This window comes from Oceanithermus profundus DSM 14977, from assembly GCF_000183745.1.
GTDB lineage: Bacteria > Deinococcota > Deinococci > Deinococcales > Marinithermaceae > Oceanithermus > Oceanithermus profundus.
In genome coordinates this window covers 848,206-868,574 of record NC_014761.1, presented here as the reverse complement: position 1 = coordinate 868,574, position 20,369 = coordinate 848,206, and the positions used below count along the sequence as shown (strand labels likewise).

The 20,369-nt window shown below is 71.7% G+C and carries 23 protein-coding genes; 10 read left to right on the top strand and 13 right to left on the bottom strand.

The window, feature by feature from the left end; translation table 11 throughout:
* Window positions 1-4 precede the first annotated feature (4 nt).
* The 3 genes from OCEPR_RS04310 to OCEPR_RS12990 all read left to right on the top strand — a co-directional run bounded on the left by OCEPR_RS04310 (window position 5) and on the right by OCEPR_RS12990 (window position 2,489).
* Window positions 5-973, top strand: coding sequence for a 2-hydroxyacid dehydrogenase (locus tag OCEPR_RS04310; protein ID WP_013457485.1), 969 nt, complete (start codon window positions 5-7; stop codon window positions 971-973).
* A 90-nt stretch (window positions 974-1,063) separates the two neighbouring features.
* Complete coding sequence (locus OCEPR_RS12255) at window positions 1,064-1,642, top strand: helix-hairpin-helix domain-containing protein (protein WP_013457484.1); 579 nt, start codon at window positions 1,064-1,066, stop codon at window positions 1,640-1,642.
* A gap of 4 nt (window positions 1,643-1,646) precedes the next feature.
* Entirely contained in the window at window positions 1,647-2,489 is an 843-nt protein-coding gene (locus OCEPR_RS12990; RefSeq protein WP_013457483.1) for a LysM peptidoglycan-binding domain-containing protein, read from the top strand.
* A gap of 3 nt (window positions 2,490-2,492) precedes the next feature.
* On the opposite strand, the gene OCEPR_RS04295 is transcribed toward OCEPR_RS12990, so the two are convergent.
* On the bottom strand, window positions 2,493-3,110 hold the full coding sequence (locus tag OCEPR_RS04295) for a helix-turn-helix transcriptional regulator (RefSeq protein WP_013457482.1): 618 nt from the start codon (window positions 3,108-3,110) through the stop codon (window positions 2,493-2,495).
* Between the two features lie 37 nt (window positions 3,111-3,147).
* Window positions 3,148-3,603: a YbhB/YbcL family Raf kinase inhibitor-like protein gene (locus OCEPR_RS04290; RefSeq protein ID WP_013457481.1), complete on the bottom strand. Its 456-nt coding sequence runs from the start codon at window positions 3,601-3,603 to the stop codon at window positions 3,148-3,150.
* Window positions 3,604-3,840: 237 nt separating this feature from the next.
* On the opposite strand from OCEPR_RS04290, the gene OCEPR_RS12250 reads away from it, so the two are divergent.
* On the top strand, window positions 3,841-5,244 hold the full coding sequence (locus tag OCEPR_RS12250; protein WP_013457480.1) for a multiheme c-type cytochrome: 1,404 nt from the start codon (window positions 3,841-3,843) through the stop codon (window positions 5,242-5,244).
* A 68-nt stretch (window positions 5,245-5,312) separates the two neighbouring features.
* Window positions 5,313-5,888 (top strand): thioredoxin family protein, encoded by a 576-nt coding sequence (locus OCEPR_RS04280; protein WP_013457479.1) that lies wholly within the window; start codon window positions 5,313-5,315, stop codon window positions 5,886-5,888.
* 9 nt (window positions 5,889-5,897) lie between these two features.
* Here OCEPR_RS04280 and rnhA read toward each other — a convergent pair whose 3' ends face one another.
* Genes rnhA through OCEPR_RS04265 form a run of 3 tightly spaced genes read right to left on the bottom strand, consistent with a single transcriptional unit; the run spans window position 5,898 to window position 9,157 of the window.
* Window positions 5,898-6,341 (bottom strand): ribonuclease HI, encoded by a 444-nt coding sequence (gene rnhA / locus OCEPR_RS04275; protein WP_013457478.1) that lies wholly within the window; start codon window positions 6,339-6,341, stop codon window positions 5,898-5,900.
* Complete coding sequence (gene guaA / locus OCEPR_RS04270) at window positions 6,341-7,855, bottom strand: glutamine-hydrolyzing GMP synthase (RefSeq protein ID WP_013457477.1); 1,515 nt, start codon at window positions 7,853-7,855, stop codon at window positions 6,341-6,343. Before guaA ends, rnhA begins: the two co-directional genes overlap by 1 nt.
* Window positions 7,856-7,873: 18 nt before the next feature.
* Entirely contained in the window at window positions 7,874-9,157 is a 1,284-nt protein-coding gene (locus tag OCEPR_RS04265) for a peptidase associated/transthyretin-like domain-containing protein (RefSeq protein ID WP_013457476.1), read from the bottom strand.
* Window positions 9,158-9,325: 168 nt separating this feature from the next.
* Here OCEPR_RS04265 and OCEPR_RS04260 point away from each other — a divergent pair, with 168 nt between their 5' ends.
* The 3 genes from OCEPR_RS04260 to OCEPR_RS12985 are packed head-to-tail and all read left to right on the top strand — an operon-like array spanning window position 9,326 to window position 10,486.
* Entirely contained in the window at window positions 9,326-9,694 is a 369-nt protein-coding gene (locus OCEPR_RS04260; protein ID WP_013457475.1) for a hypothetical protein, read from the top strand.
* A gap of 8 nt (window positions 9,695-9,702) precedes the next feature.
* Window positions 9,703-10,320: a uracil-DNA glycosylase gene (locus OCEPR_RS04255; RefSeq protein WP_013457474.1), complete on the top strand. Its 618-nt coding sequence runs from the start codon at window positions 9,703-9,705 to the stop codon at window positions 10,318-10,320.
* 1 nt (window position 10,321) lies between these two features.
* On the top strand, window positions 10,322-10,486 hold the full coding sequence (locus OCEPR_RS12985) for a hypothetical protein (protein ID WP_013457473.1): 165 nt from the start codon (window positions 10,322-10,324) through the stop codon (window positions 10,484-10,486).
* Here the strand turns inward: OCEPR_RS12985 and purH are convergent.
* Complete coding sequence (gene purH / locus OCEPR_RS04250) at window positions 10,483-11,997, bottom strand: bifunctional phosphoribosylaminoimidazolecarboxamide formyltransferase/IMP cyclohydrolase (protein WP_013457472.1); 1,515 nt, start codon at window positions 11,995-11,997, stop codon at window positions 10,483-10,485. The genes OCEPR_RS12985 and purH overlap by 4 nt on opposite strands.
* Window positions 11,998-12,036: 39 nt before the next feature.
* Window positions 12,037-13,386 carry an apolipoprotein N-acyltransferase gene (gene lnt / locus OCEPR_RS04245; RefSeq protein ID WP_013457471.1) on the bottom strand — a complete coding sequence of 450 codons (1,350 nt, stop codon included), beginning with the start codon at window positions 13,384-13,386 and terminating at the stop codon, window positions 12,037-12,039.
* A gap of 68 nt (window positions 13,387-13,454) precedes the next feature.
* Here lnt and OCEPR_RS04240 point away from each other — a divergent pair, with 68 nt between their 5' ends.
* Window positions 13,455-14,165: a metallophosphoesterase family protein gene (locus OCEPR_RS04240; RefSeq protein WP_013457470.1), complete on the top strand. Its 711-nt coding sequence runs from the start codon at window positions 13,455-13,457 to the stop codon at window positions 14,163-14,165.
* Here the strand turns inward: OCEPR_RS04240 and queG are convergent.
* Genes queG through hflX form a run of 3 tightly spaced genes read right to left on the bottom strand, consistent with a single transcriptional unit; the run spans window position 14,148 to window position 17,844 of the window.
* Entirely contained in the window at window positions 14,148-15,239 is a 1,092-nt protein-coding gene (gene queG / locus OCEPR_RS04235; RefSeq protein WP_013457469.1) for a tRNA epoxyqueuosine(34) reductase QueG, read from the bottom strand. The two genes, OCEPR_RS04240 and queG, sit on opposite strands and share 18 nt — an antisense overlap.
* 4 nt (window positions 15,240-15,243) lie before the next feature.
* Complete coding sequence (locus OCEPR_RS04230; protein WP_013457468.1) at window positions 15,244-16,170, bottom strand: peptidylprolyl isomerase; 927 nt, start codon at window positions 16,168-16,170, stop codon at window positions 15,244-15,246.
* Between the two features lie 9 nt (window positions 16,171-16,179).
* Window positions 16,180-17,844 (bottom strand): GTPase HflX, encoded by a 1,665-nt coding sequence (gene hflX / locus OCEPR_RS04225; RefSeq protein WP_013457467.1) that lies wholly within the window; start codon window positions 17,842-17,844, stop codon window positions 16,180-16,182.
* 80 nt (window positions 17,845-17,924) lie between these two features.
* Here hflX and OCEPR_RS04220 point away from each other — a divergent pair, with 80 nt between their 5' ends.
* Window positions 17,925-18,458, top strand: coding sequence for a YdcF family protein (locus OCEPR_RS04220; protein WP_148229262.1), 534 nt, complete (start codon window positions 17,925-17,927; stop codon window positions 18,456-18,458).
* Window positions 18,459-18,462: 4 nt separating this feature from the next.
* Here the strand turns inward: OCEPR_RS04220 and OCEPR_RS04215 are convergent, their stop codons facing one another.
* From OCEPR_RS04215 to OCEPR_RS04205, 3 genes are read right to left on the bottom strand one after another with little or no spacing between them, the layout of a single operon-like run.
* Window positions 18,463-18,909 carry a DivIVA domain-containing protein gene (locus tag OCEPR_RS04215; protein WP_013457465.1) on the bottom strand — a complete coding sequence of 149 codons (447 nt, stop codon included), beginning with the start codon at window positions 18,907-18,909 and terminating at the stop codon, window positions 18,463-18,465.
* A gap of 11 nt (window positions 18,910-18,920) precedes the next feature.
* The gene (locus OCEPR_RS04210; protein WP_013457464.1) at window positions 18,921-19,562 is read right to left on the bottom strand and encodes a YggS family pyridoxal phosphate-dependent enzyme; all 642 of its coding nucleotides are present in this window, start codon (window positions 19,560-19,562) and stop codon (window positions 18,921-18,923) included.
* Between the two features lie 3 nt (window positions 19,563-19,565).
* On the bottom strand, window positions 19,566-20,369 hold the full coding sequence (locus OCEPR_RS04205; RefSeq protein WP_041554575.1) for a purine-nucleoside phosphorylase: 804 nt from the start codon (window positions 20,367-20,369) through the stop codon (window positions 19,566-19,568).

Here is a 20,369-nt window from a genome sequence, read left to right as displayed (position 1 = left end):
GGGCATGGAGCGCGTCTTCGTCACCCGCAGCCTTCCCGGAACCGCACTCGACGAACTGCGCCAGGCCGGCTACCAGGTGGACGTCTGGCCCGAGTTCCTGGCTCCGCCGCGCGCGGTCCTGCTCGAGCGCGTGCGCGGCGCCGCCGGACTGATCACGATGCTCGAGGACCGCGTGGACGCCGAGCTGATGGACGCCGCCGGCCCGGGCCTGAAGGTGATCGCCCAGTACGCCGTGGGCCTCGACAACGTCGACCTGGAAGCCGCCAGAGAGCGCGGCATCGTGGTCACCCACACCCCCGGCGTACTCACCGACGCCACCGCCGACCTGGCCTTCGCGCTGCTCGCGGCCGCCGCCCGCCGGGTCGTCGAGGGGCACGACTACGTCCGCCGGGGCGAGTGGAAGACCTGGCACCCCGAGCTGCTGCTGGGCCCCGAGCTGCACGGCGCGACCGTGGGCGTGGTCGGCTTCGGCCGCATCGGCCAGGCCTTCGCCCGCCGCGCCCGCGGCTTCGAGATGAAGGTGCTCTACACCAGCCGCCGCCCCAAGCCCGAGGCCGAGGCCGCGCTGGCCGCCGAGCGCGTGGAGCTGGACGAGCTGCTGGCACGCGCCGACTTCGTCAGCCTGCACACCCCGCTCACCCCCGAGACGCACCGGTTGATGAACGCCGAGCGGCTGGCGCGGATGAAGGAGGGCGCGGTGCTCGTCAACACCGCCCGCGGCAAGGTGGTGGACACCGAGGCGCTCCTGGACGCGCTCGAGCGCGGGCCCCTCTTCGCCGCCGGGCTCGACGTGACCGACCCCGAGCCGCTGCCGGCGGACCACCCGCTCCTCGGCCACCCCCGGGTGGTGGTCACCCCCCACATCGGCTCGGCCGGGCTGCGCACGCGGAGGCGCATGGCCGAGATGGTGGCCCACGACCTCCGGGCCGTGCTCGAAGGCCGCACCCCCAAGCACGCCGCCGTGCTCCCCTGAGCCGCTTCGCACTCGCTGGAACCGCTTAGGGTAAGATGTCTCCAGGTGTAGGTTTGAAAACCGGTACGCACCTGGGGACGGGAGCGCGGCATGGTCGTTTGGTACGCCCTTATTGGATTTCTCATCGGATGGGTGGTCGAGTGGCTGATCGACGTGGCCTACTGGCGGCCGCGCCTGCGGTCGGCGCGGGCCGAGCTGGAAACCTGCCGGCAGCAGCTGGATGACGAACGGGAGCGCGCCAAACTGCTCCAGGCCAAGATCGAAGCCCTGGAGGAGGAGGCCAAGGGGCTGCGCGCGCGGCTGCAACGGCTCGAGGGCGAACGCGACCGCTACCGTAACGAGCGCGACGCCGCGTTGGCGGAGCTGCGTTCGTTCGCCACCGAGGCCGACCGGCCCGGGGAGGCCGTCTCGCCCGGCGACGACCTGAAGCGGATCGAGGGCATCGGCCCCAAGATCGAGCGCCTGCTCCAGCGCGCCGGGGTGCGCACCTTCGAGGAGCTGGCGGCGACGCCGGTCGCACGCCTGAAGGAGCTGCTCGCGGCGGGAGGACGCCGTTTCCGCCTGGCGGACCCCGGGACCTGGCCGCAGCAGGCGCGGCTGGCTGCCGAGGGGCGCTGGGACGAACTCGCGGCCTACCAGAAGATGCTCAAAGGCGGGCGGGGGCGCTGACGCCGTGCCGGGCCCGAAAGGTCGTCCCGCCGGCCTCGACGCCTTCAAGGCCCTGGTGGTGCTGGCGTGGATCGCCCTGTTGATCGGGAGCCGCCCCCAGCCGCCGGGGCCCACCGTGGACGCCGCGGTGGACCCGAGCGGAATCGTCACCCTAAGCGGCACGGCCCCGCCGGGGCGGCCGGTCCTCGTTACGGTCACGGCCGCCGGGGGTGCGGTCCTGGAGCGCGAGGCCCGCGCCGACGACGCGGGGCGCTGGCTGGCCGCGCTCCCGCTCGCCCCCGGCCCCTACGCAGTGCGCGCGGCCATCGGCCCGAAGGCGTCCGTGCCGCTGCATTTCGTCGTGCCCGAACCGGCGCGGCTTGCGCCGCTGGTAATCGACTCCCCGCCTTCGCCCGCCGCGGGTTCCCTTACCCTCAGCGGCCGCGCCGAACCGGGCCGCGGGCTGCGGGTCTTCCTCGACGGACGGCCCCTCGACCTGCGGCCGCCCTTGGTCAGCGGGGACGACGGACGCTGGAGCCTGCGGCTCGAAGTCGGCGCGGGCGGGCACACGGTCCAGGTGGCCTACGCGGATGCGCCCCAGCGGATCAGCGACCCGTTGCTGCTGGAGGTCCGTGGGGCCGCGACCGCCACGCCCTTCCGGCCCGCGGCGCCCCGAGGGCGCGCCTACGTGGTGCAGGAGGGCGACTGGCTCAGCAAACTGGCCGAGACCTTTTTGGGCGACCCGGGGCGCTACCCGGAGATCCGCGCCGCCACCAACGCCAAGGCGGCGGTGGACGACGCCTTCACCCCCATCGCGGACGAGGGGCGGATCCGCCCCGGGGACCGGATCTGGATCCCCGCGCCCTGAACGTCAGCCTTCCGCGTCGCCGTCCGGCTCGATGCGGTAACGGCAGCAGGTGTCGCCCGCGGTCATGGAGCACTCACGCACCAGCGAAACCCCGAGCAGTTCGCTGAAGAAGTCCATCTCCACCTGGCAGAGCGCCTGGTAGTCCTTGGCCAGCGCCAGCTTGGGGCAGCGGCGCTGCTCGAGCACCAGGCCCGACGCCTCCCTGCGGCTCTCGGCCTGATAGCCGCGCTCGGTCAACCACTCCGCCAGGCGTCGGGCGCGCTCCTCGAGCGACAGGCCCTGGAAGCCCTGGCGCCAGGTTTCCAGCTCCTTCTTGTAGCGGGCGCGCAGCACCCGAACGCCCGCCCCCGGACCGTAGAGCTCCTCGATCTGCTCGAGCATCTCGCGGCACATCCGGGCGTAGGCGGTGGGTTCGTCGATCGCCTCGAACAACCGCAGCGGCCGGCCCCGCCCCTGTACGGGCCGGGTGCTCACCCGCACCAATCCGTCGCGCTTGAGGTCTTCAAGGTGGCGGTAGATCGCCACCTTGGACAAGCCCAGTTCGCCGGCCAGCTCGGCGGCGGAGGCCTTGCGTAGTCGTAGATGTTCGAGGATGCGCTGCTTCGTGGAACCGAGCCTCACGTACCCTACCTCCCCTTGCAGCATCGCACGCCCGCGCTCAGCGACGGTAGGTGCCCATCCATTCCGCCTCCGCCAGCACGGCGCCCTCCATCGCGCGGGCCACCTCCGCGGCCGTGGCGCCCGGCGGCAGATCGAGCGACGGGCGGTCCAGCGCGTAGAGCCGGAAGAAGTACCGGTGCGCCGGACCCGGCGGCGGGCACGGCCCTCCGTACCCAAGGGCGCCGTAGTCGTTGGTCCCCTCGGTCAGCTCGGGACTGCCGCTCGCCCCTTCGGGAAGGGCGTCGAGCGCGGCCGGCAGGTCGTAGACCAGCCAGTGGACGAAGGTGCCCGAAGGGGCGTCGGGGTCCGACATCACCAACGCGAAGCTCGCGGTGCCCGCCGGAGCGCCGGACCAGGACAGGGGCGGGCTGAGGTTCTGCGCCCCTTCGCCGCAGTAGGCGAAGCGGGCCGGCAGGGGTTCGCCGTATCCGAACGCAGGGCTGACCAGTTTCATGGTGGCCTCCTTCCCGAACCAAAGGGATACCGCAGCCGCAACCAAGACGGCGCCAAGGAGCAACGCGAACCCAAAGACGCGTCGTTTGAACACCTTGCACCCATTGTAACCCCGACAGGACATTCTTCCTAGTGATTCCTTGAGAAAATGTGGTAAGCGATCCGTTGCTGGAACCAACTTGGTGCAGGCTCCGCGCGATGACGTCGTCCACGGCTACGAGTTGTGAAAGGAGGAAGTATGCCACGCTGGAGGATGCTAGGGGTATGGATGGGGCTGTTGCTGGGCCTTGGCGGCCTGGCCATGGCCAAACAGTCGGACTCGGCCTGCGTGCAGTGCCATACGGACGTGACGCCGGGGGTGGTGCACCAGTTCCACGAGGGCCGCATGGGCACGAACGCCTACCTGCCGCTGGACTGCAGCACCTGCCACGGCAGCGCCCACACCACCGCCGAGGACTTCGCCAAGGCCACCTTCCCCACGCCCGACACCTGCATGGGCTGCCACGCCGACAAGGTGGAGCAGTTCAGGGCCGGCAAGCACGAGCTGGCGTGGTACGCCATGAAGACCCAGAGCGCCCTGCACGCACAGCCCAGCGCCATCGTGGGCGAGGGGTACCGCGGGTGTTCCGGCTGCCACAAGATCGGGCGCAAGGGCTACATCGGGGCCGAGGCCGGCAACACCGGGCCGCTGAAGTGGGACGGCGGTGAGGAGGCCTCGCAATACCGCTACGGCAACGCCCAGTGCGACGCCTGCCACACCCGCCACAGCTTCAAGAAGACCGAGGCCCAGGACCCGCGGGCGTGCTCGAACTGCCACATGGGCTTCGACCATCCCCAGTGGGAGATGTACATGTCGTCGAAGCACGGCATCACCTGGGACATCGACGGCAACCGCGGCTGGGACCAGGGCGGTCGGGCGCCCACCTGCCAGACCTGCCACATGCCGGGCGGCAACCACAACGTGGAAACGGCCTGGGGGTTCCTGGCGCTGCGGCTCCCCACCAAGGAGAACGTGGAAAAGCTGGCCGCGAGCGTGGACGACGCCGGCCTAAAGGCCAACCTGCAGAAGCTCGCCAAGCTGCTGCCCAGCGGCCACTACATCGACCTCGACGACGACGTGCAGTGGACGCTCGACCGGGCGCTGATCCTCCAGGTCAACGAGATCCTGGACCAGAACTTCCAGCCCACCGAACGCTTCTTCGAGATCGTGGCCCAGGCGCGCGCCGCCCGCGGTCCCGAGGAGTTCAACCGCCTGCGCCTGCAGATGAAGGCCACCTGCCAGCAGTGCCACAGCAAGGAGTACGTGGACGACTTCTTCCTCAACGCCGACAAGATCGTCAAACTCGCCGACCATGAGTTCGCCAAGGCCATCCAGGCCGTGCAGGGGCTCTACCGCGACGGCATCCTCAAGAAGCCGGAAGGCTGGAAGTGGGCCCCCTCGGTGGCGCAGTACTACGAGAACCTGACGCCCATCGAGCTGGACCTCTACCTGATCTACATGGAGTACCGCCAGCGCACCTTCCAGGGGGCCTTCCACATCAGCAACGACTACATGCACTGGTACGGCTGGGCGCCGCTCAAGGAGCACGTCAACCGCATCCTGGCCGAAGCCGAGCGCATGCGCGCCGAGCAGAAGAAGTAACCGCCGCAGGTCCGGGCCCCCCGCGTCCGCGGGGGGCCTTTGTTTACAATGCAGCCAGGAGGGAGAAGATGGCGGTAATGGAATCGCAGATGGTCCCGCTGGGAAGCCCGGCGCCCGGGTTCGACCTGCCCGACGTGGTGAGCGGGCGGAACGTAAGCCTGCACGACTTCACGGGCCGGCCGCTCCTGGTCGCCTTCATGAGCAACCACTGCCCCTACGCCCGCCATATCGAGGCCAAGCTGGCCGAGGTGGCGAACGCCTACGCCGGGCGCGGGGTGGCCACGGTCTGGATCTCGAGCAACGACGTGGAGAACTACCCCGCCGACGCCCCCGAGAAGCTGGCCGAGCAGGCGCGGCGCGTGGGCGCGCGCTTCCCCTACCTCTACGACGCCAGCCAGGAGGTGGCGAAGGCCTACAAGGCCGTGTGCACCCCCGACCTGTTCCTCTACGACGCCGAACACAAGCTCTTCTACCGCGGCCGGTTCGACGCCACCCGACCCGACAAGGGCACGCCCAGCGGCGAGGACCTGATCCGGGCCCTCGACGCGCTGCTGGCCGGTCAGGACCCGCCCGAGCCCCAGCACCCCAGCATGGGCTGCAACATCAAGTGGAAGCCGGGAAACGAACCCGACTACTTCGGCTAGGCGCCCCCATCAGCCCAGCGGCAGCGTGCGCCGCTGCCGCTGGGCTTCCCTGTCCACGAGTTCGTTCTCGCGGTGACCGGCGTGGCCGCGGGTCCAGTGCCAGTGGACCTCGTGGCGCGCCGTCTCCTCGAGCAGCGCCAGCCAGAGGTCCTTGTTCTTCACCGGCTGCCTGCTCGCCGTCTTCCAGCCGTTCTTCTGCCACTTCTCGAGCCAGCCGTCGGTGAAGGCCTTCTTGAGGTACTGCGAGTCGGTGTAGAGGTGCACCTCGCAGGGCTTCTTGAGCGCCCTGAGCGCCATCACCGCGGCGGTCAGCTCCATGCGGTTGTTGGTGGTGTTCGGCTCCGCGCCGCTGATGAGTTTTTCGTGCTTGTTGTACCTGAGCAGCGCCGCCCAACCGCCGCGCCGCTTGTCGTCGGCGGAGCCGTCGGTGAAGACTTCGACGGTGCAGGCCATCACTCCCACTCGATCGTCCCCGGGGGCTTGCTGGTGAGGTCGTAGACGACGCGGCCGATCTCGGGGATCCGCTGCGGAATCTTGCGCGCCACCTCGTCGAGGAAGTCGTGGGGCAGCCGCGCCCAGTCGGCGGTCATGCCGTCGACGCTGGTCACCGCCCGCAGCGCCAGGACGTAGCCGTAGCGGCGCTCGTCCCCGGTCACGCCGACGCTGCGCACGGGGGTGAGCACCGCGAGCGCCTGCCACACCTCGTCGTAGAGGCCGTGGTCCTTGAGGGCGCTGATGAAGAGGTCGTCGGCGCGGCGCAGGATGTCGAGCTTTTCTTCGTCGACCGGCCCCAGGATGCGGATGGCCAGGCCCGGCCCCGGGAAGGGGTGGCGCAGGCGGACGGTGTCGGGCAGGCCCAGCAAGAGTCCCAGCTCGCGCACCTCGTCCTTGAAGAGGTAGCGGAAGGGCTCGAGCAGCTCGAAACCCAGCTCGGCGGGCAGGCCGCCGACGTTGTGGTGGCTCTTGATGTTGGCCGCCCCGGTGCCCCCGGCGCTCTCGATGACGTCGGGGTAGAGGGTGCCCTGGGCCAGGAAGCGGAAGGGCCCGAGCCGCGCCGCCTGTTCCTTGAAGACCTCGACGAACTCGCGGCCGATGATCTTGCGCTTGGCCTCGGGGTCGCCGACCCCTTCGAGGGCCGCGAGGAAGCGTTCGCGCGCGTCCACCGTGACCAGGTTCACGCCGGCGGACGCCAGCGCCCGCTCCACCTCTTCGCGCTCGCCCAGGCGCAACAGGCCGTGGTCCACGAAGACGGCGGTGTGGTCCACCCCGGCGCGGGCCAGCAGCAGGGCCAGGGTGCTCGAGTCCACCCCGCCGCTGACCGCGAGCAGCACCCGCTCGCCGCCGGCCCGGCCGCGCACCTCTTCCAGCGCGGCGTCGAGGGCGTGGTCGGGCGTCCAGTCCCGCCGCACCCCGGCGACGCGCAGGAAGTTCTCGAGGATCGTCATCCCCTTGGGGGTGTGGGCCACCTCCGGGTGGAACTGCACGCCGAAGAAGCGGCCCGCGTCGTCCTGGATCGCCGCGACCGGGTTCTCCTCGGTGGCGGCGACCGCGCGCCAGCCCGGAGGCAGCTCGGTAACGGCGTCGGCGTGGCTCATCCAGACCTGCACCTCGCCCGAGAGCCCCTCGAAGAGCGGGCCCTCGAAGCGGGTCAGCCAGGCCTTGCCGTACTCGGCGCGGCCGCCGCGCTCGACCCGGCCGCCGAAGCGCTGCGCCAGGTACTGCATGCCATAGCAGATGCCCAGCACCGGCACGCCCAGCCCGAAGACGCCCTCGTCGGGCCGCATCGCCGCGGGGTCGAAGACCGAGCTGGGCCCGCCCGAGAGGACGACCGCCTCGGGCGCGTGCGCCCGCACCCGCTCGAGCGGCGCGGGGCCGGGCAGCACCACCGAATAGGCGTGCAGCTCGCGGATGCGGCGCGCGATCAGGTGGGTGTACTGGGAACCGAAGTCGAGGATGACGACGCTCATGGCCCCAGTCTACCCAGCTCAGGGACCCAGGCGGACCGTCACGGTGCGGGCGCTGGGCGGGACGTTCAGCAACTTTTCCTGCGGCAGGTAGCCTTCGGCGCGGATCTGGATGCGGTAGACCCCGGGCGCGTCGAAGTAGACCTTGCCCGGGATGATCGCCAGCACCCGGCCGCGGACCAGCTGCGAGGCCTCGGGCGCGTCGAGCAGCACCAGTTCGGCCCGGCCGTCGGGCGGCTCGACGCGAAACTCGACCGCGTAGCCTTCGGCCGCGCCCGTGGCCGGTGCGCGGCCCTTCCACCGGACGACCGCCACCGCCAGCAGCACGACGAGAACGAGCACGCCGGCACGCAAGAGCCAGCGCCGGTCGCCCGCGGTCGGCGCGCCCCGCGGCTCGATGACCTCGAACGCGGGCTCGCTGACCTCGTCGATGCGCACGACCCGGCTGGGGTCCGTGGGCCGGGGCTCCACGTGGCCCGCCGCTTCCCGCTCCTCGTCCGCGGCGCCGGCTGCGGTTGACGGCGGGGCGCGGTCGGGCTCGGGCGGGAAGAGCGGCGCCTCCTGAGGGGCGGGCTCCGGCGCGGGGGGCTCGGGCGGCGGGGTCGGCGCCGGGGGTTCGGGCGGTTCGGCCTCCTCCGCGGGCGCGGGCGGCGCCTCGGGACGGCCGAGGACGCGCACGGTGCCCGTCTCCGGAGGTTCGAGCGGGGCCTCGGGCTCCTCGTCGGCGTCTTCGGCAAGGGCCTCGAGCTCGGACAGCGAGCGCGGGTCGGCCAGGTACTCGGCGGCCTCGCGCAGGTCCACGGCCCCCTCGGCCAGCTGCTCCATGACGCGGTGGAAGGGCCAGCCCGGCCAGGTGTCGCCCGCCGCCTCGCGCAGCGCCTCGACCAGGGCCGTCTCGTCGGCGGCGCGCACCGGCACCGGCAGGCCCACGCCCTCGATCCAGACCTCGTCGCCCTTGACCCAGAGCCGTTCGGTGTCGAGGCGGCCGTGCTCGAGCCCCAGGGCCTTCATCTCCAGCAGCGCCCCGAGGAGGCGCCGGGTCCAGGCGGTGAGTTCGTGGGGGCTGACCTCGCCGCGCAGCTGCGTCAGCGGCACCGCGCCGAACGGCAGCTCGGCGATCCAGGCGTCGTCCTCGCGCCCCTGCCAGTTGAGGGTGCCCTGGATGCGAAAGCTCGGGGCCGCCCCTTCGAGCGGCCGGTAGACGAGCACCGGGGTGCCCGTCACGGTGTCCTGCCCCTCCCAAATTTCAATCGCGCCTTCGCGGGCGCGGATGCGGTTCAGCAAATACGGACCAATGTGGTTCACGTTTCGATTATACGGAGGGGGCGGTTAGGAACCTGTAAAGGTTTATTACATTTCGTTGACACTGCATTTTTCCACAGCCTATAATCGAGTAGATGAAACAGGCTTCGCCCCAAGACCTCCTCCGCCCGATCCCGATGGGCGGATTTTTGGTATGCGAAAGGAGCCGGGATGCAGTATAAGGTCACGCTATCCACCGAGGAAATCGTCCGTGGATTGAAGCACTACCGCCGCATCGCCAAGCAGGACGTACTGCGCGCCCCCGAGACCCCGAACCCCGAAGTCTTCCGCACGCATGCCGAAGCCCGCCGCGAGGTGTACACCCAGCTGGCCGAACTGGCCGAGAGCAAGGGCCCGGACGCGGTGGTCGAGTACGCGCTCGAGCTCTACCAGTCCTTGCCCTTCGTCACCGGCACCGCCGAGGACGCCTACCCCGAGATCAAGGGCAAGGAAAACGCCCTCGAGAACTTCTTCCTGATGATCGGCCTCGACCCCAAGGTTCGCCGCGAGGCCCGCAAGCAGCGCCGGCCGATGGAGTAGCGCCCGCGATGAGCCTGGAAGAGCTTGCCGCTCAGGCCGCCCACTGCACCGCCTGCCGGCTGCACGAAGGGCGCACCCACGTGGTCTTCGGCGAGGGCGACCCCGACGCCAAGCTGATGATCGTGGGCGAGGGGCCGGGGGCCGACGAGGACGCCCAGGGCCGCCCCTTCGTGGGCCGCGCCGGCCAGCTGCTCGACCGCATCCTCGAGGCCGCGGGCATCCCCCGCTCGAGCGTCTACATCACCAACATCGTCAAGTGCCGCCCTCCGGGCAACCGCAACCCCCTGCCCGACGAGGCCAAGATCTGCAGCTCGCTGTGGCTGCTCAAGCAGATCGAGCTGATCCGGCCGCAGATCATCGTGCCGCTCGGATCGGTGGCCACCCAGTTCTTCCTGGGCGAGAAGCTTCCCATCACCAAGGTGCGCGGGCAGTGGTTCGAGTGGAACGGCATCCAGGTCTTCCCGATGTTCCACCCCGCCTACCTGCTGCGCAACCCCTCGCGCGCCCCGGGCAGCCCCAAGGCGCTGACCTGGAAGGACATCCAGACGGTCAAGCAGACGCTCGACCGGCTCGGCCCCAAACCCGAACGCGAGATCAAGGCCTCCGCCCAGGACCCCCTCTTCTGAGATGAGCGCGCCGGCACGTCTGGGCCTGCTCGTGGTCGCCAACGCGCTGGTGGCCTGGGCCCTCTACGACAACTGGATCAGCCGCGCCTACCACTGGCTGCCCAACACCCTCGCGGCCCTGGCCGTGGCCGCGGTGGCCGTCGTCTATTGGGGCCGCCGCCGTTAGTGGCGGAAGACCCGCAGCCCGGTGAAGACCATGGCCATGCCGGCCGCGTCCGCCGCGGCGATCGAGTCGGCGTCGCGCTTCGAGCCCCCCGGCTGGATGACCGCGCGCACGCCGTAGTCGGCGGCGAGGCGGACCACGTCGTCAAAGGGGAAGAAGGCGTCGGAGGCCATCACCGCGCCGCGGGCGGCCTCGCCAGCCTGCTCGAGCGCGTGCCGCGCAGCGTCGATGCGGCTGGTCTGCCCCATGCCCAGTCCCACCGTCGCTCCGTCCCGCGCCAGCGCGATGGCGTTGGAGCGCAGCGCCCGCACCACCTTCCAGGCGAAGCGCAGGTCGGCCCATTCGGCCTCGCTGGGGGCGCTCCGGGTGACCACGCGCAGCTCCGCCTCCTCCAGCGGCGCCACGTCGGCGTCCTGGACCAGCAGGCCGCCGCGCAACCGCCTTAGGTCCAGGTAGCCGCCCCGCGCCGGCTCGGGCACCCGCAGGAGCCGCAGGTTCTTCTTGCGTGCGAGCCGCTCCAGGGCCTCGGGGGCAAACTCCGGCGCCAGCACCACCTCGAGGAAGATCGGCGCCAGCTTCTCGGCGGTGGCCGCGTCCACGGGGCGGTTGAGGGCGACGATGCCCCCGAAGATGCTCACCGGATCGGCGTCGTGGGCCTTCTGGAAGGCCTCGGCGAGCGTGGGCGCCACGGCCGCGCCGCAGGGGTTCTGGTGCTTCACGGCCACCGCCGCCGGCTCCTCGAAGGCGCTCACCAGGTTCCAGGCGGCCTCGGCGTCGCCGTAGTTGTTGAAGCTCATCGCCTTGCCCGAAAGCTGCTCGGCTTCCAGCAGCGGCCCGGTCTCGCCCCGCACCCGGTAGAGCGCCGCGGCCTGGTGGGGGTTCTCGCCGTATCGCAGGTCCCCGGCCTTGTCGAGGACGAGCAGCCTGCGTTCGGGGAAGGGTCCTTCCAGCCGATCCGAGAACCAGGCGGCGATCGCGGCGTCGTAGGCGGCGGTGTGGGCGAAGGCGCGCGCGGCCAGGCGCTCGCGCAGTCGCGCGGCGGCCTCGGCGTCGTCTGCGGCAAGCGCCGCGAGCACCGCGGGGTAGTCCTCGGGCCGCGCCACGACCCAGACCCGGGGGTGGTTCTTGGCCGCGGCGCGCAGCAGCGTGGGGCCGCCGATGTCGATCTGCTCGAGCGCCTCCGCCGCCCCCGCCCCCGCGGCCACGGTGCGCTCGAAGGGGTAGAGGTTGACGGCGACCAGGTCGAAGGGCGCGACGCCGAGCTCCCGGAGCTCGTCGAGCTGGTCGGCGCGCGCCAGCACCCCGGCGTGCACGTGGGGGTGCAAGGTCTTCACCCGCCCGGCCAGCACCTCGGGGAAACCGGTGACCCGCTCGACCGGCGTGACCGTGAGCCCGGCGTCCATGAGCGCGCGGGCCGTCCCTCCGGTGGAGACCAGCTCGAAGCCCAGCTCCGCGAGCCCCCGCGCGAACTCCAGCAAACCCGTCTTGTCCGATACCGAAAGCAAGGCGCGCATGGGGGCATTCTACCGCCGGCCGGCGCTTTGCATACCTATTCAGAAAGGACCGCGGCGCGGCGCTCGCCCGAGGAGGAGCAGCCCCAGGGCGAGCAGGAAGACCGGGGCCTCGCCCAGGCGCACGTAAGGGGTGCGCCCGTCCAGCAGGGCGTAGGCGCCCGCGAGCACGCCCGGCCGGCCGCGCTCGAGCCTGGCGGTCACGCGGCCGTAGGGGTCCACCACCGCGGTGATGCCGTCGTTGCCCGCGCGCAGGAGCCAGCGGCCCGTCTCCACCGCCCGCAAACGGCCCATGGCGAAGTGCTGCGCCGCGCCGAAGCTGGGGCCGAACCAGGCGTCGTTGCTGACGTTCACCAAAACCCGCGCCCCCTCGCGCACCAGCCTGCGGGCGATTCCGGGAAAGACCGACTCGTAGCAGACGTAGGCGCCGTAGGGCCCCAGGGGCTCGATGCGGGTGCCCGCGACGGTGTCCGCGAGCGGCCCCAGGCCGAAGGCGTCGAAGAAGTAGCCGTAGACCCAGCCCAGAACCGGCCGCCAGGGAAAGAACTCGCCGAAGGGCACCAGGCGGTGCTTGTCGTAGACCGCGCGCACCCCACCGTCCTGCCACCAGACGACCCGGTTGCGGTAGCCCCCCTCGTAGGCGGCGACGCCCGCGACGAGCGCGCGCGGACCCAGCCCGGCCTCGAGCCCGTCCGGCAGCTGCGGCACCGCGGTCTCGGGCCAGACCACCACCCTCGCCTCCGGGTTCGCCGCCAGGCCCGCTCGGGTCAGCTCCAGGTAGCGCCGTCCGGCGTCCAGCCCCTGCACCTTGGCCAGCGGGTCGATCGCACCCTGCACGAGCAGGGCCCGTTCCCCGCCCGCCGCCTGCGGCAGCGGCCACAACCACAACAGCGCCCAGGGCAGAAGCACCAGGTAACGCCCCCGCGCCAACGCGTAGGCCGTAAGCAAGACGACCAGGGTCAGCAGATGCACGCCCCCCAGCGCCGCCAGCATGCGCCCGGGGGCCTCGGTGAGGGCGTAGCCGAGGTCGCCCCAGGGGAAGGCCAGCACCCCCAGGTTGGCGCGCAGGTAGTCGAGGAGCAGCCAGCCCCCCACCAGCGCGAGGCCGCGCCCGCCCAGGAGGTAGACGAGCAGGGCCCAGAAACCCGCCTCGGCCGCGATCATGGGTACGAAGGGCAGGGCCCCGAGCCCGCCGAACATCGCGGTGAAGCTCTGGGGCAGCCAGATCAGGTGCACCCCCCAGAACCCAAGGCCCGCCAGAAAGGCCGCGCGCGTCCGGCGCGGCCCGGTCCAGATCCGCAGCAGCAGGGCGAGCGGCAGCGGCGCGAGCCAGCCCCAGGTGAACGGGGGCAGCGAGAGCGCCAGCGCCGCGCCCAGGAGAAAGGCCGCCATGGACCCAAGCTACCGCCCCTGGGTGAGAATTGCCCGACGCCGGGGTCCGCATCCCGTAAACTAGAGCCATGCGCCTCGGCCTGTTTTCGGACGTCCACGCCAACTTCCCGGCCCTGGAGGCCACGTTGGGGGCGCTGGACGACGAAGGCGTGGACTTCCTCCTCTGCCTCGGCGACGTGGTGGGCTACGGGCCGCACCCGCGCGAGGTGGTCCAGCTCCTGCGCCGGCGCAACATCGTCTGCACGCTCGGCTCCTCCGACGCCAACCTGGCCTTCCCCTTCGCCAAGACCGAGCGCGAGGGGGTGGCCGACGAGATCCTCAACTGGACCCGCGAACAACTAACCGACGAGGAGCTGCACTGGCTGCGCTACCTGCCCGTCACCTACCGCCTCCACACCCCTTTCGGCCGGCTGCGCGGTTTTCACGGCCTTCCCTACCAGCCGGAAAAGCGCTTTCCGCTCTCCAAGCCCACGGCCGAGCTGCTCCCCGTCTTCGAACGGCTGGCGAGCCGCATCGTCGTCACCGGCGGCAGCCACGTGCCCTTCCACCGGCAGGTGGGCGACTACTGGCTGATCGATCCCGGCTCGGTGGGCATGACGCTGGGCGGCGAGCCGGGGGCCGACGCCATGATCCTCACGATCGCGGAGGACGCCGTCGAGGTGGAAACGCTCAAGATCGACTACGACATCGGCCAGACCGTCTTCGACGTGCAGGCCTGGGGGCTTCCGGACGTGGTGGCCCAGGCGATCCGCAACGGCGGCCTAGCCGAAGAGCTCTAGCGCGCGGGCCACGTAGCTGCGCGCGGCCTCGCCCAACGAGCCGAGCGCGCGGGCGGCTTGGTCGGCCCTGCCGGTGCGCGCGGCGGCGGCGGCCGCAGTGGCCCGGACCCGCTCGCTGGGGTCATCCAGCGCCGCGGGCAGGAGGCCCGCGAGCGCCTCCGGGTCGCGGTTGGCGAGGACGATCAGGGCGTTGCGCGCCAGCGACGCCCGGCCGCTGCGAACGAAGGCGCTGCCGGCGTAGCGCCGCGCGAACGCCCGGCTGGAAAGCGAAAAGAAGGCGTTCAGGTCGGGCCAGGCCAGCTCCGGATCGGGAAGGGGATCCGCGGCGCGCGGCCTGCGGTTCCAGGGGCAGACCGTCTGGCAGTCGTCGCAGCCGAAGAGCCAGTCGCCGATGCCGGCCCAGCGTTCCAGGGGAACGAGGCCGCGGTGCTCGATCGTCCAGTAGCTGACGCAGCGGCGGGCGTCCACGACCCCGTCGGCGACGATCGCCCCGGTGGGGCAGCCCGCCACGCAGGCGGCGCAGCGGCCGCAGCGGTTCGGGTGCGGCTGTGCGGGCTCCACCGGCCAGGAGGTGAGGAGCACCGCCAGATGCTGGTAGCTGCCGCCGCTCTGGGTGAGCCACAGGCCGTTGCGCCCGATCCAGCCGCCGCCCGAGGCCGCGGCGTAGGCGCGCTCGAGCACCGGCCCGTAATCCACGTAGCCGCGGCACTGCCCTCCCAGGCGGGCGCAAAGGTCCTCGAGCGCGCACAGGTGGGGCTCGATCCGCAGGTGGTAGTCGCGCACCCAGGCGTAACGCGCCACCCGCCCCAGCCGCAGTCCGCCCGCCGGCCGGGGCGGCTCGGGGTAGGCGTAGGAAAGGCCGAGCACCAGCGCGCCGCGGAACCAGGGGAAGCGGCGCGCGGGATCGATGCGCGCGTGGGGGTCGCGCGCCAGGTAGTCCATGCCGGCGTGCCTTCCCGCCTCGAGCCAGTCCAGGTAGGCGCGGCCCCAGGCCTCGGGCAGGCGCGCCGGAGCGGGGTGCACGTCGAACCCACGCCGACGGGCGGCGTGGGCGAGTTCCTCGAGCGGGTTCATGGGGTCACTGCACGCGGTCGGGGTAGACCTCCGCGTCGGCGTGCGCCACCAGGTTCTTGACGAAGCGCTCGATGGCCAGGCCTTCGATCTTGGCGCGGATCTGCCCCCGCACCTCCTCGTAGGGGAGCACCCGCGCAGGCCGGCGGTCGTTCATGCGAATCACGTGCCAGCCGAACTGGGTCTGGACCGGTTCGGAGACCTGACCGGGCTGCAGCGCGAGGGCGGCCCGCTCAAACTCGGGCACGAAGCGGCCCAGGGCGACGCAGCCCAGGTCGCCTCCGCGCGGGGCGGAGCCCGGGTCCTGGGACACTTCCCGAGCCAACTCGGCGAAGTCGGCGCCGCCCTTGAGCCGGGCGATCACGTCCTCGGCCTCCTCACGGCTGGGCACCAGGATGTGCGCGGTGCAGATCTGCTCGGGCTCGGCGTAGGCCTCCCGGTCGAGCAGGTAGAGCATGCGGGTGGCGGCCTCCGAGATCCGCAGGCGCTGGCGGATCCAGCCGATCATGGCCTTGTAGGCCATGGCGTCGTAGGTCATGCGCCGGTAGGTGGCCACGTCGGGGATGCCGTACTGCTTGAGCGCGGCGAGGAAGGCGGCCTCGCCGGAAAGGCGCTGCTTGGCCTGCTCGACGCGGCGGTCGATCGTGGCCTCGTCGGGTGCGAGACCCAGCCGTTCGGCCGCCTGGACGACGACGGCGTCCTGCACCATGCGCTGGAGGTACTGCTTCTTGAGCGGCGCCAGCTGGGCCCGGGCCTCGTCGCTGAGCGCCGCGCCGCCGGTGCTCTGGCGCAGGAAGAGGTCGAACTGCAGGTCCAAGTCGGCCTGGGTGATGACGTGGTCGCCCACGCGGGCCACCACGGTCTCGGCGGCCGCCAGCGCCGGCGCGGCGAGCAGGGCGAGAATCAGCAGGATCGGAAAGGATCGTTTGTGCATGCGCCCATGCTACCCCATCGGGCGCACGTCGTACTGCGCCCAGGGCTGGGCGGGCAGGCCCGAGCCGATCAGGACCCGCACGATCCGGCTGGCTAGATCCTCGAGGCCCCGGCCCTCGAGGGCCGAGACCGCGACCCCGTCGAGCTGCTCCTCCAGCCGCATGCGGTCGAAGGGGTCGGCGCGGTCGATCTTGTTGACGACGACGAGCCGCGGCGCCTCGAGCCCCATCTCCACGAGCCGATCCTCGACCACGCGGTGGTGTTCGAGGGCGCCGTCCGCGGTCGCGTCCACCACGTGGAGCACCAAGTCGGCCTCGAAGAGCTCCTCGAGGGTGGCGCGGAAGGCCGTCACCAGCGCCGGGGGCATGTCGCGGATGAAGCCCACGGTGTCGGTGAAGAGGACCTCGCCGTAGCCGGGCAGGTAGCCGCGGCGGGTGAGCGGCCGCAGCGTGGCGAAGAGCTTGTTCTCGCCCGCGTCGCCCTTGCGGGTCAGGGCCCGGAGCAGCGTCGTCTTGCCGGCGTTGGTGTAACCGACGATGGCCACGACGGGCACGCGGTTGCGCTTGCGCGACTTGCGCGCCTCGCGGCGCTGCTTGGCGATGCGCTCGATCTCGCGGGTCAGGCGGTGGATGCGCTCGCCGATGCGCCGGCGGTCGACCTCGAGCTTGGTCTCGCCCGGCCCCCGGGTGCCGATGCCGCCGCCCAGGCGGCTGAGCTGCTTGCCCTTACCGACAAGCCGCGGCAGCAGGTAGCGCAGCTGGGCCAGCTCCACCTGGGCCTCGGCCTGGGGGGTGCGGGCGTGCCGCGCGAAGATGTCGAGGATCAGCTGGGTGCGGTCGAGCACCTTGAGCTGGGTCGCTTGCTCGATCGCCCCCGCCTGGGCCGGCGTGAGGTCGACGCCGAAGATCAGGGTGCCCGCGTTCTCGTGGTAGGCCACGCTGGTGAGTTCGTCGAGCTTGCCGCGGCCCACCGCGTAGCGCGGGTCCAGGGTGGGGCGGTAGACCAGCTCCCGGTGCACCACCACGCCCCCCGCGGTGCGCGCCAGCTCGGCCAGCTCGTCGAGGCGCAGTTCGGCCTCGGGGCCCTGCCCCTCGTCGATGCCAACGAGGATGACGCGCTCGCCCGAGCCGTCCTCGAGCTCGCGCAGGTCGGCCCGACGCGCCAGCTCCTCTTCGAGCGCGGCCAGCGCCGCGCCGTAGTCCCACTGCAGGTAGGCGTCCCAGGGGCGCGCGGGGTAGATGCGCCAGTCTTCCTCTTCGGCCTCGGGGGGCACCAGGTGGGCCAGGTGGGCCCGGGTGGGCCGCCCCTCCTCGACGTCGAGGGCGACGATCGAATCGTAGCGGTGCAGGAAGAGGGTGGAGAGGTCGGGGGCGCTCAGGCCGCCGCCGCCCAGGTGGGTGTGCACGATGCGGTAACCCGAGAGCCGCGACTCCAGGTAGGCGTGCTCGGGCACGGGCAGCGCCGCGGCGTCGCCGACGGCGACCGCGCGCATCTGACCGTTGCGGGCGAGCAGCAGGCTGACCGGTCGCCCCACCTCGGCGGAGAGCTGGGCCAGGGTGCGCGCCAGCTCCGCGGTGTAGAGCCGGTTCGCGGGAACCCGCCGGCGGTACAGGTTCCCGAGCTTCTTTTTCAGGGAAGGTTTGAGTCCTTGGACGTTTCCGTAGAGTTTGTTCATGTACGTTTCGCTGCGTCTTTTGCGCAGTTACATTCTACCACGAACTGGACATTCTCCGGCCGCGTGGGTAACGTGGGGCCGTGCGGGGATGGCGCGTGGGGCTCGCCGGGCTGGCGCTCTTGGGGGCGCTGGTGGCGGCCCGCGTGCCCGAGGCCGCGGCCGAACCCCGGCAAGCACTGGTGCTGGGCGCGGCCCAGTACGACGGCGTCCCCTCGCCCGTCTTCCGCGCCCGCCTGGACGCGGCGCTGGAACTCTACCGAAGCGGCCGGGCGGCGCGCATCGTGGTGAGCGGCGGCCGCGCCCCCGGCGACCGCTTCAGCGAGGGGGCGTCGGGCTGCCGCTACCTGGAGGCGCGCGGGGTGCCCGCCGCGGCGCTCGCCTGCGAGACCGAGAGCCACAGCACCTGGGAGAACCTGGTGCGGGCCCGGCCGCTGCTCGAGCCCGGCCCCGTCTGGATCGTCACCGACGAGCCCCACCTGCCGCGCGCGCTGCTGCTGGCGCGCCGGCTCGGCCTCGAGGCGCGCGGCTGGCCGGTGCAGGGGCACTTCTCCACGACCTACCGGTTGCGCGAGCGGCTGCTCTACGCGCTCGCGCGGCTGGGGTTCACCCACTGAGGCTTCAGTCGCCGCCGTTTTCGAGGGATTTGAGGTAGCCCTCGAGCAGGGCCCGGAACTGCTCCTTGAAGAGGTCGCGCTCGCGGCGCAGCACGTCCAGGTCGCGCTGGACCCGTTTCACGTGCTCCACCGCCTCGCGCAGGGTCTGCTCCTTGAGGCTCTGGGCCTCCTTGACGATCAGCTCGGCCTCCCGCTGCGCCTGCTGCTTGACGTCGCGGGCGATGCGCTCGGCGGCCACCACGGCACGCTTGAGCTCCTCCTCGTTCTGGCGGTGTTGCTGGAGGCTCTCCTCCAGCTCGGCCACCTGCTGCTCGAGGCGCTGCTTTTCCTCGACCAGCTCGGCGACGAAGTCGGCCAGCTGCGCCAGGTAGGCGCGCACTTCCTCGACCGCGTAACCGCGCAGGCCGCGCTTGAACTCCTGGTATCGGATGTCGAGCGAGTTGAACTCCATCGCTGACCAGTCTACCCTTCGAAGAGCGCCCGGCCCACCCGCACCAGGGTGGCCCCTTCCTCGACGGCCACCTCAAAGTCGCCGGACATCCCCATCGACAGCTCGGGCAGGCCCAGGTGGCGCGCCATCCGGGCCAGCTCGCGGAAGACCCAGCGCACCTCCTCGGGGTCTTCGGCGAGGGGGGCCATCGTCATCAGCCCCCGCAGCTCCAGGGGTTCCAGCTGGCGCACCGCCTGCACCGCCGCGTCCACCTCGTCCGGATCGAAGCCGTGCTTCTGCGGCTCCCGGGCCACGTTCACCTCGAGCAGGATCCGCGGCCGGTAGCCCTCGCGCTTCGCGCGCGCGGCCAGCGCCTCGGCGAGCCGCAGCGAGTCCACGGAGTGCACCAGCCGGAAGGGGCGCAGGTAGCGCACCTTGTTGCGCTGCAGGGGCCCGATGAAGTGCCACTCGCGCTCGGGCCAGGCGGCGATCTTGGCGCGCGCCTCCTGGATGCGGTTCTCGCCCAGGGGAAAGTCGCCGTAGCGCAGCACCTTGCGTTCGATTTCGGCCAGATCGCGGCCCTTGGTCACGGCCACCAGGCGCACGCTCGCCGGGTCACGCCCGGCGCGCCGGGCCGCGGCCTCGATGCGGGCGAGGACCTCGGGCAGCGGCATGGTTCAGGGCAGCTCGGCGACGATGCCGGTCACGAGCTTGCGGAAGACCGGGCTGCGCTCCTCGGCCACCCGGATCACCTCTTGCTCGTCGGCGTGGTGGGTGCTGTCGGCCAGCGCCATGTCGGTGATCGTCGAGAGCCCCAGCACCCGCGCCCCCAGGTGGCGCAGGGCGATCACCTCGGGCACCGTGGACATCCCGATGGCGTCGGCGTACATCCCGTAGCGGTAGACCCTCAGCTCACTGCGGCTGGCGTAGCTGGGGCCGCTGATGGCCAGGTAGACGCCCTCGCGCAGGCGCACGTCCTGGGCCCGGGCCACCCGCCGCGCCACCTCCAGGTACTCGGGGTCGTAGGCGTCGAAGGTCACGGGGAACCGGGGGCCGAGCCGGGGGTCGTTGGGGCCGCGCAGCGGGTTCTCCCCCATGGCGTTGATGAAGTCCAGGTGGAGCATGAAGTCGCCCGCCTGGAAGTTCGGGTTGAGCCCCCCGGCGGCCGAGGTGACGACGAAGCGCTCGGCGCCCAGGAAGTAGCCGACCCGCACCGGAAAGACCACCTGCTCCATGGGGTAGCCCTCGTAGAAGTGCACCCGGCCCTTGTAGGCCACCACGGGCCGCCCCGCGAGCCGGCCCAGGATCAGCTTGCCCTCGTGGCCCGGCGCGGTCGATACCGGGAAGCCCGGAACCTCGCCGTAGGGGATCTCGGCCACGGTGTCGATCTCGTCCGCGAGCGGGCCCAGGCCCGACCCCAGAACGAGGCCCAGTTCCGGTGAAAAATCGGTGCGCGCGCGCACCGCCTCCACCGCGTTCAT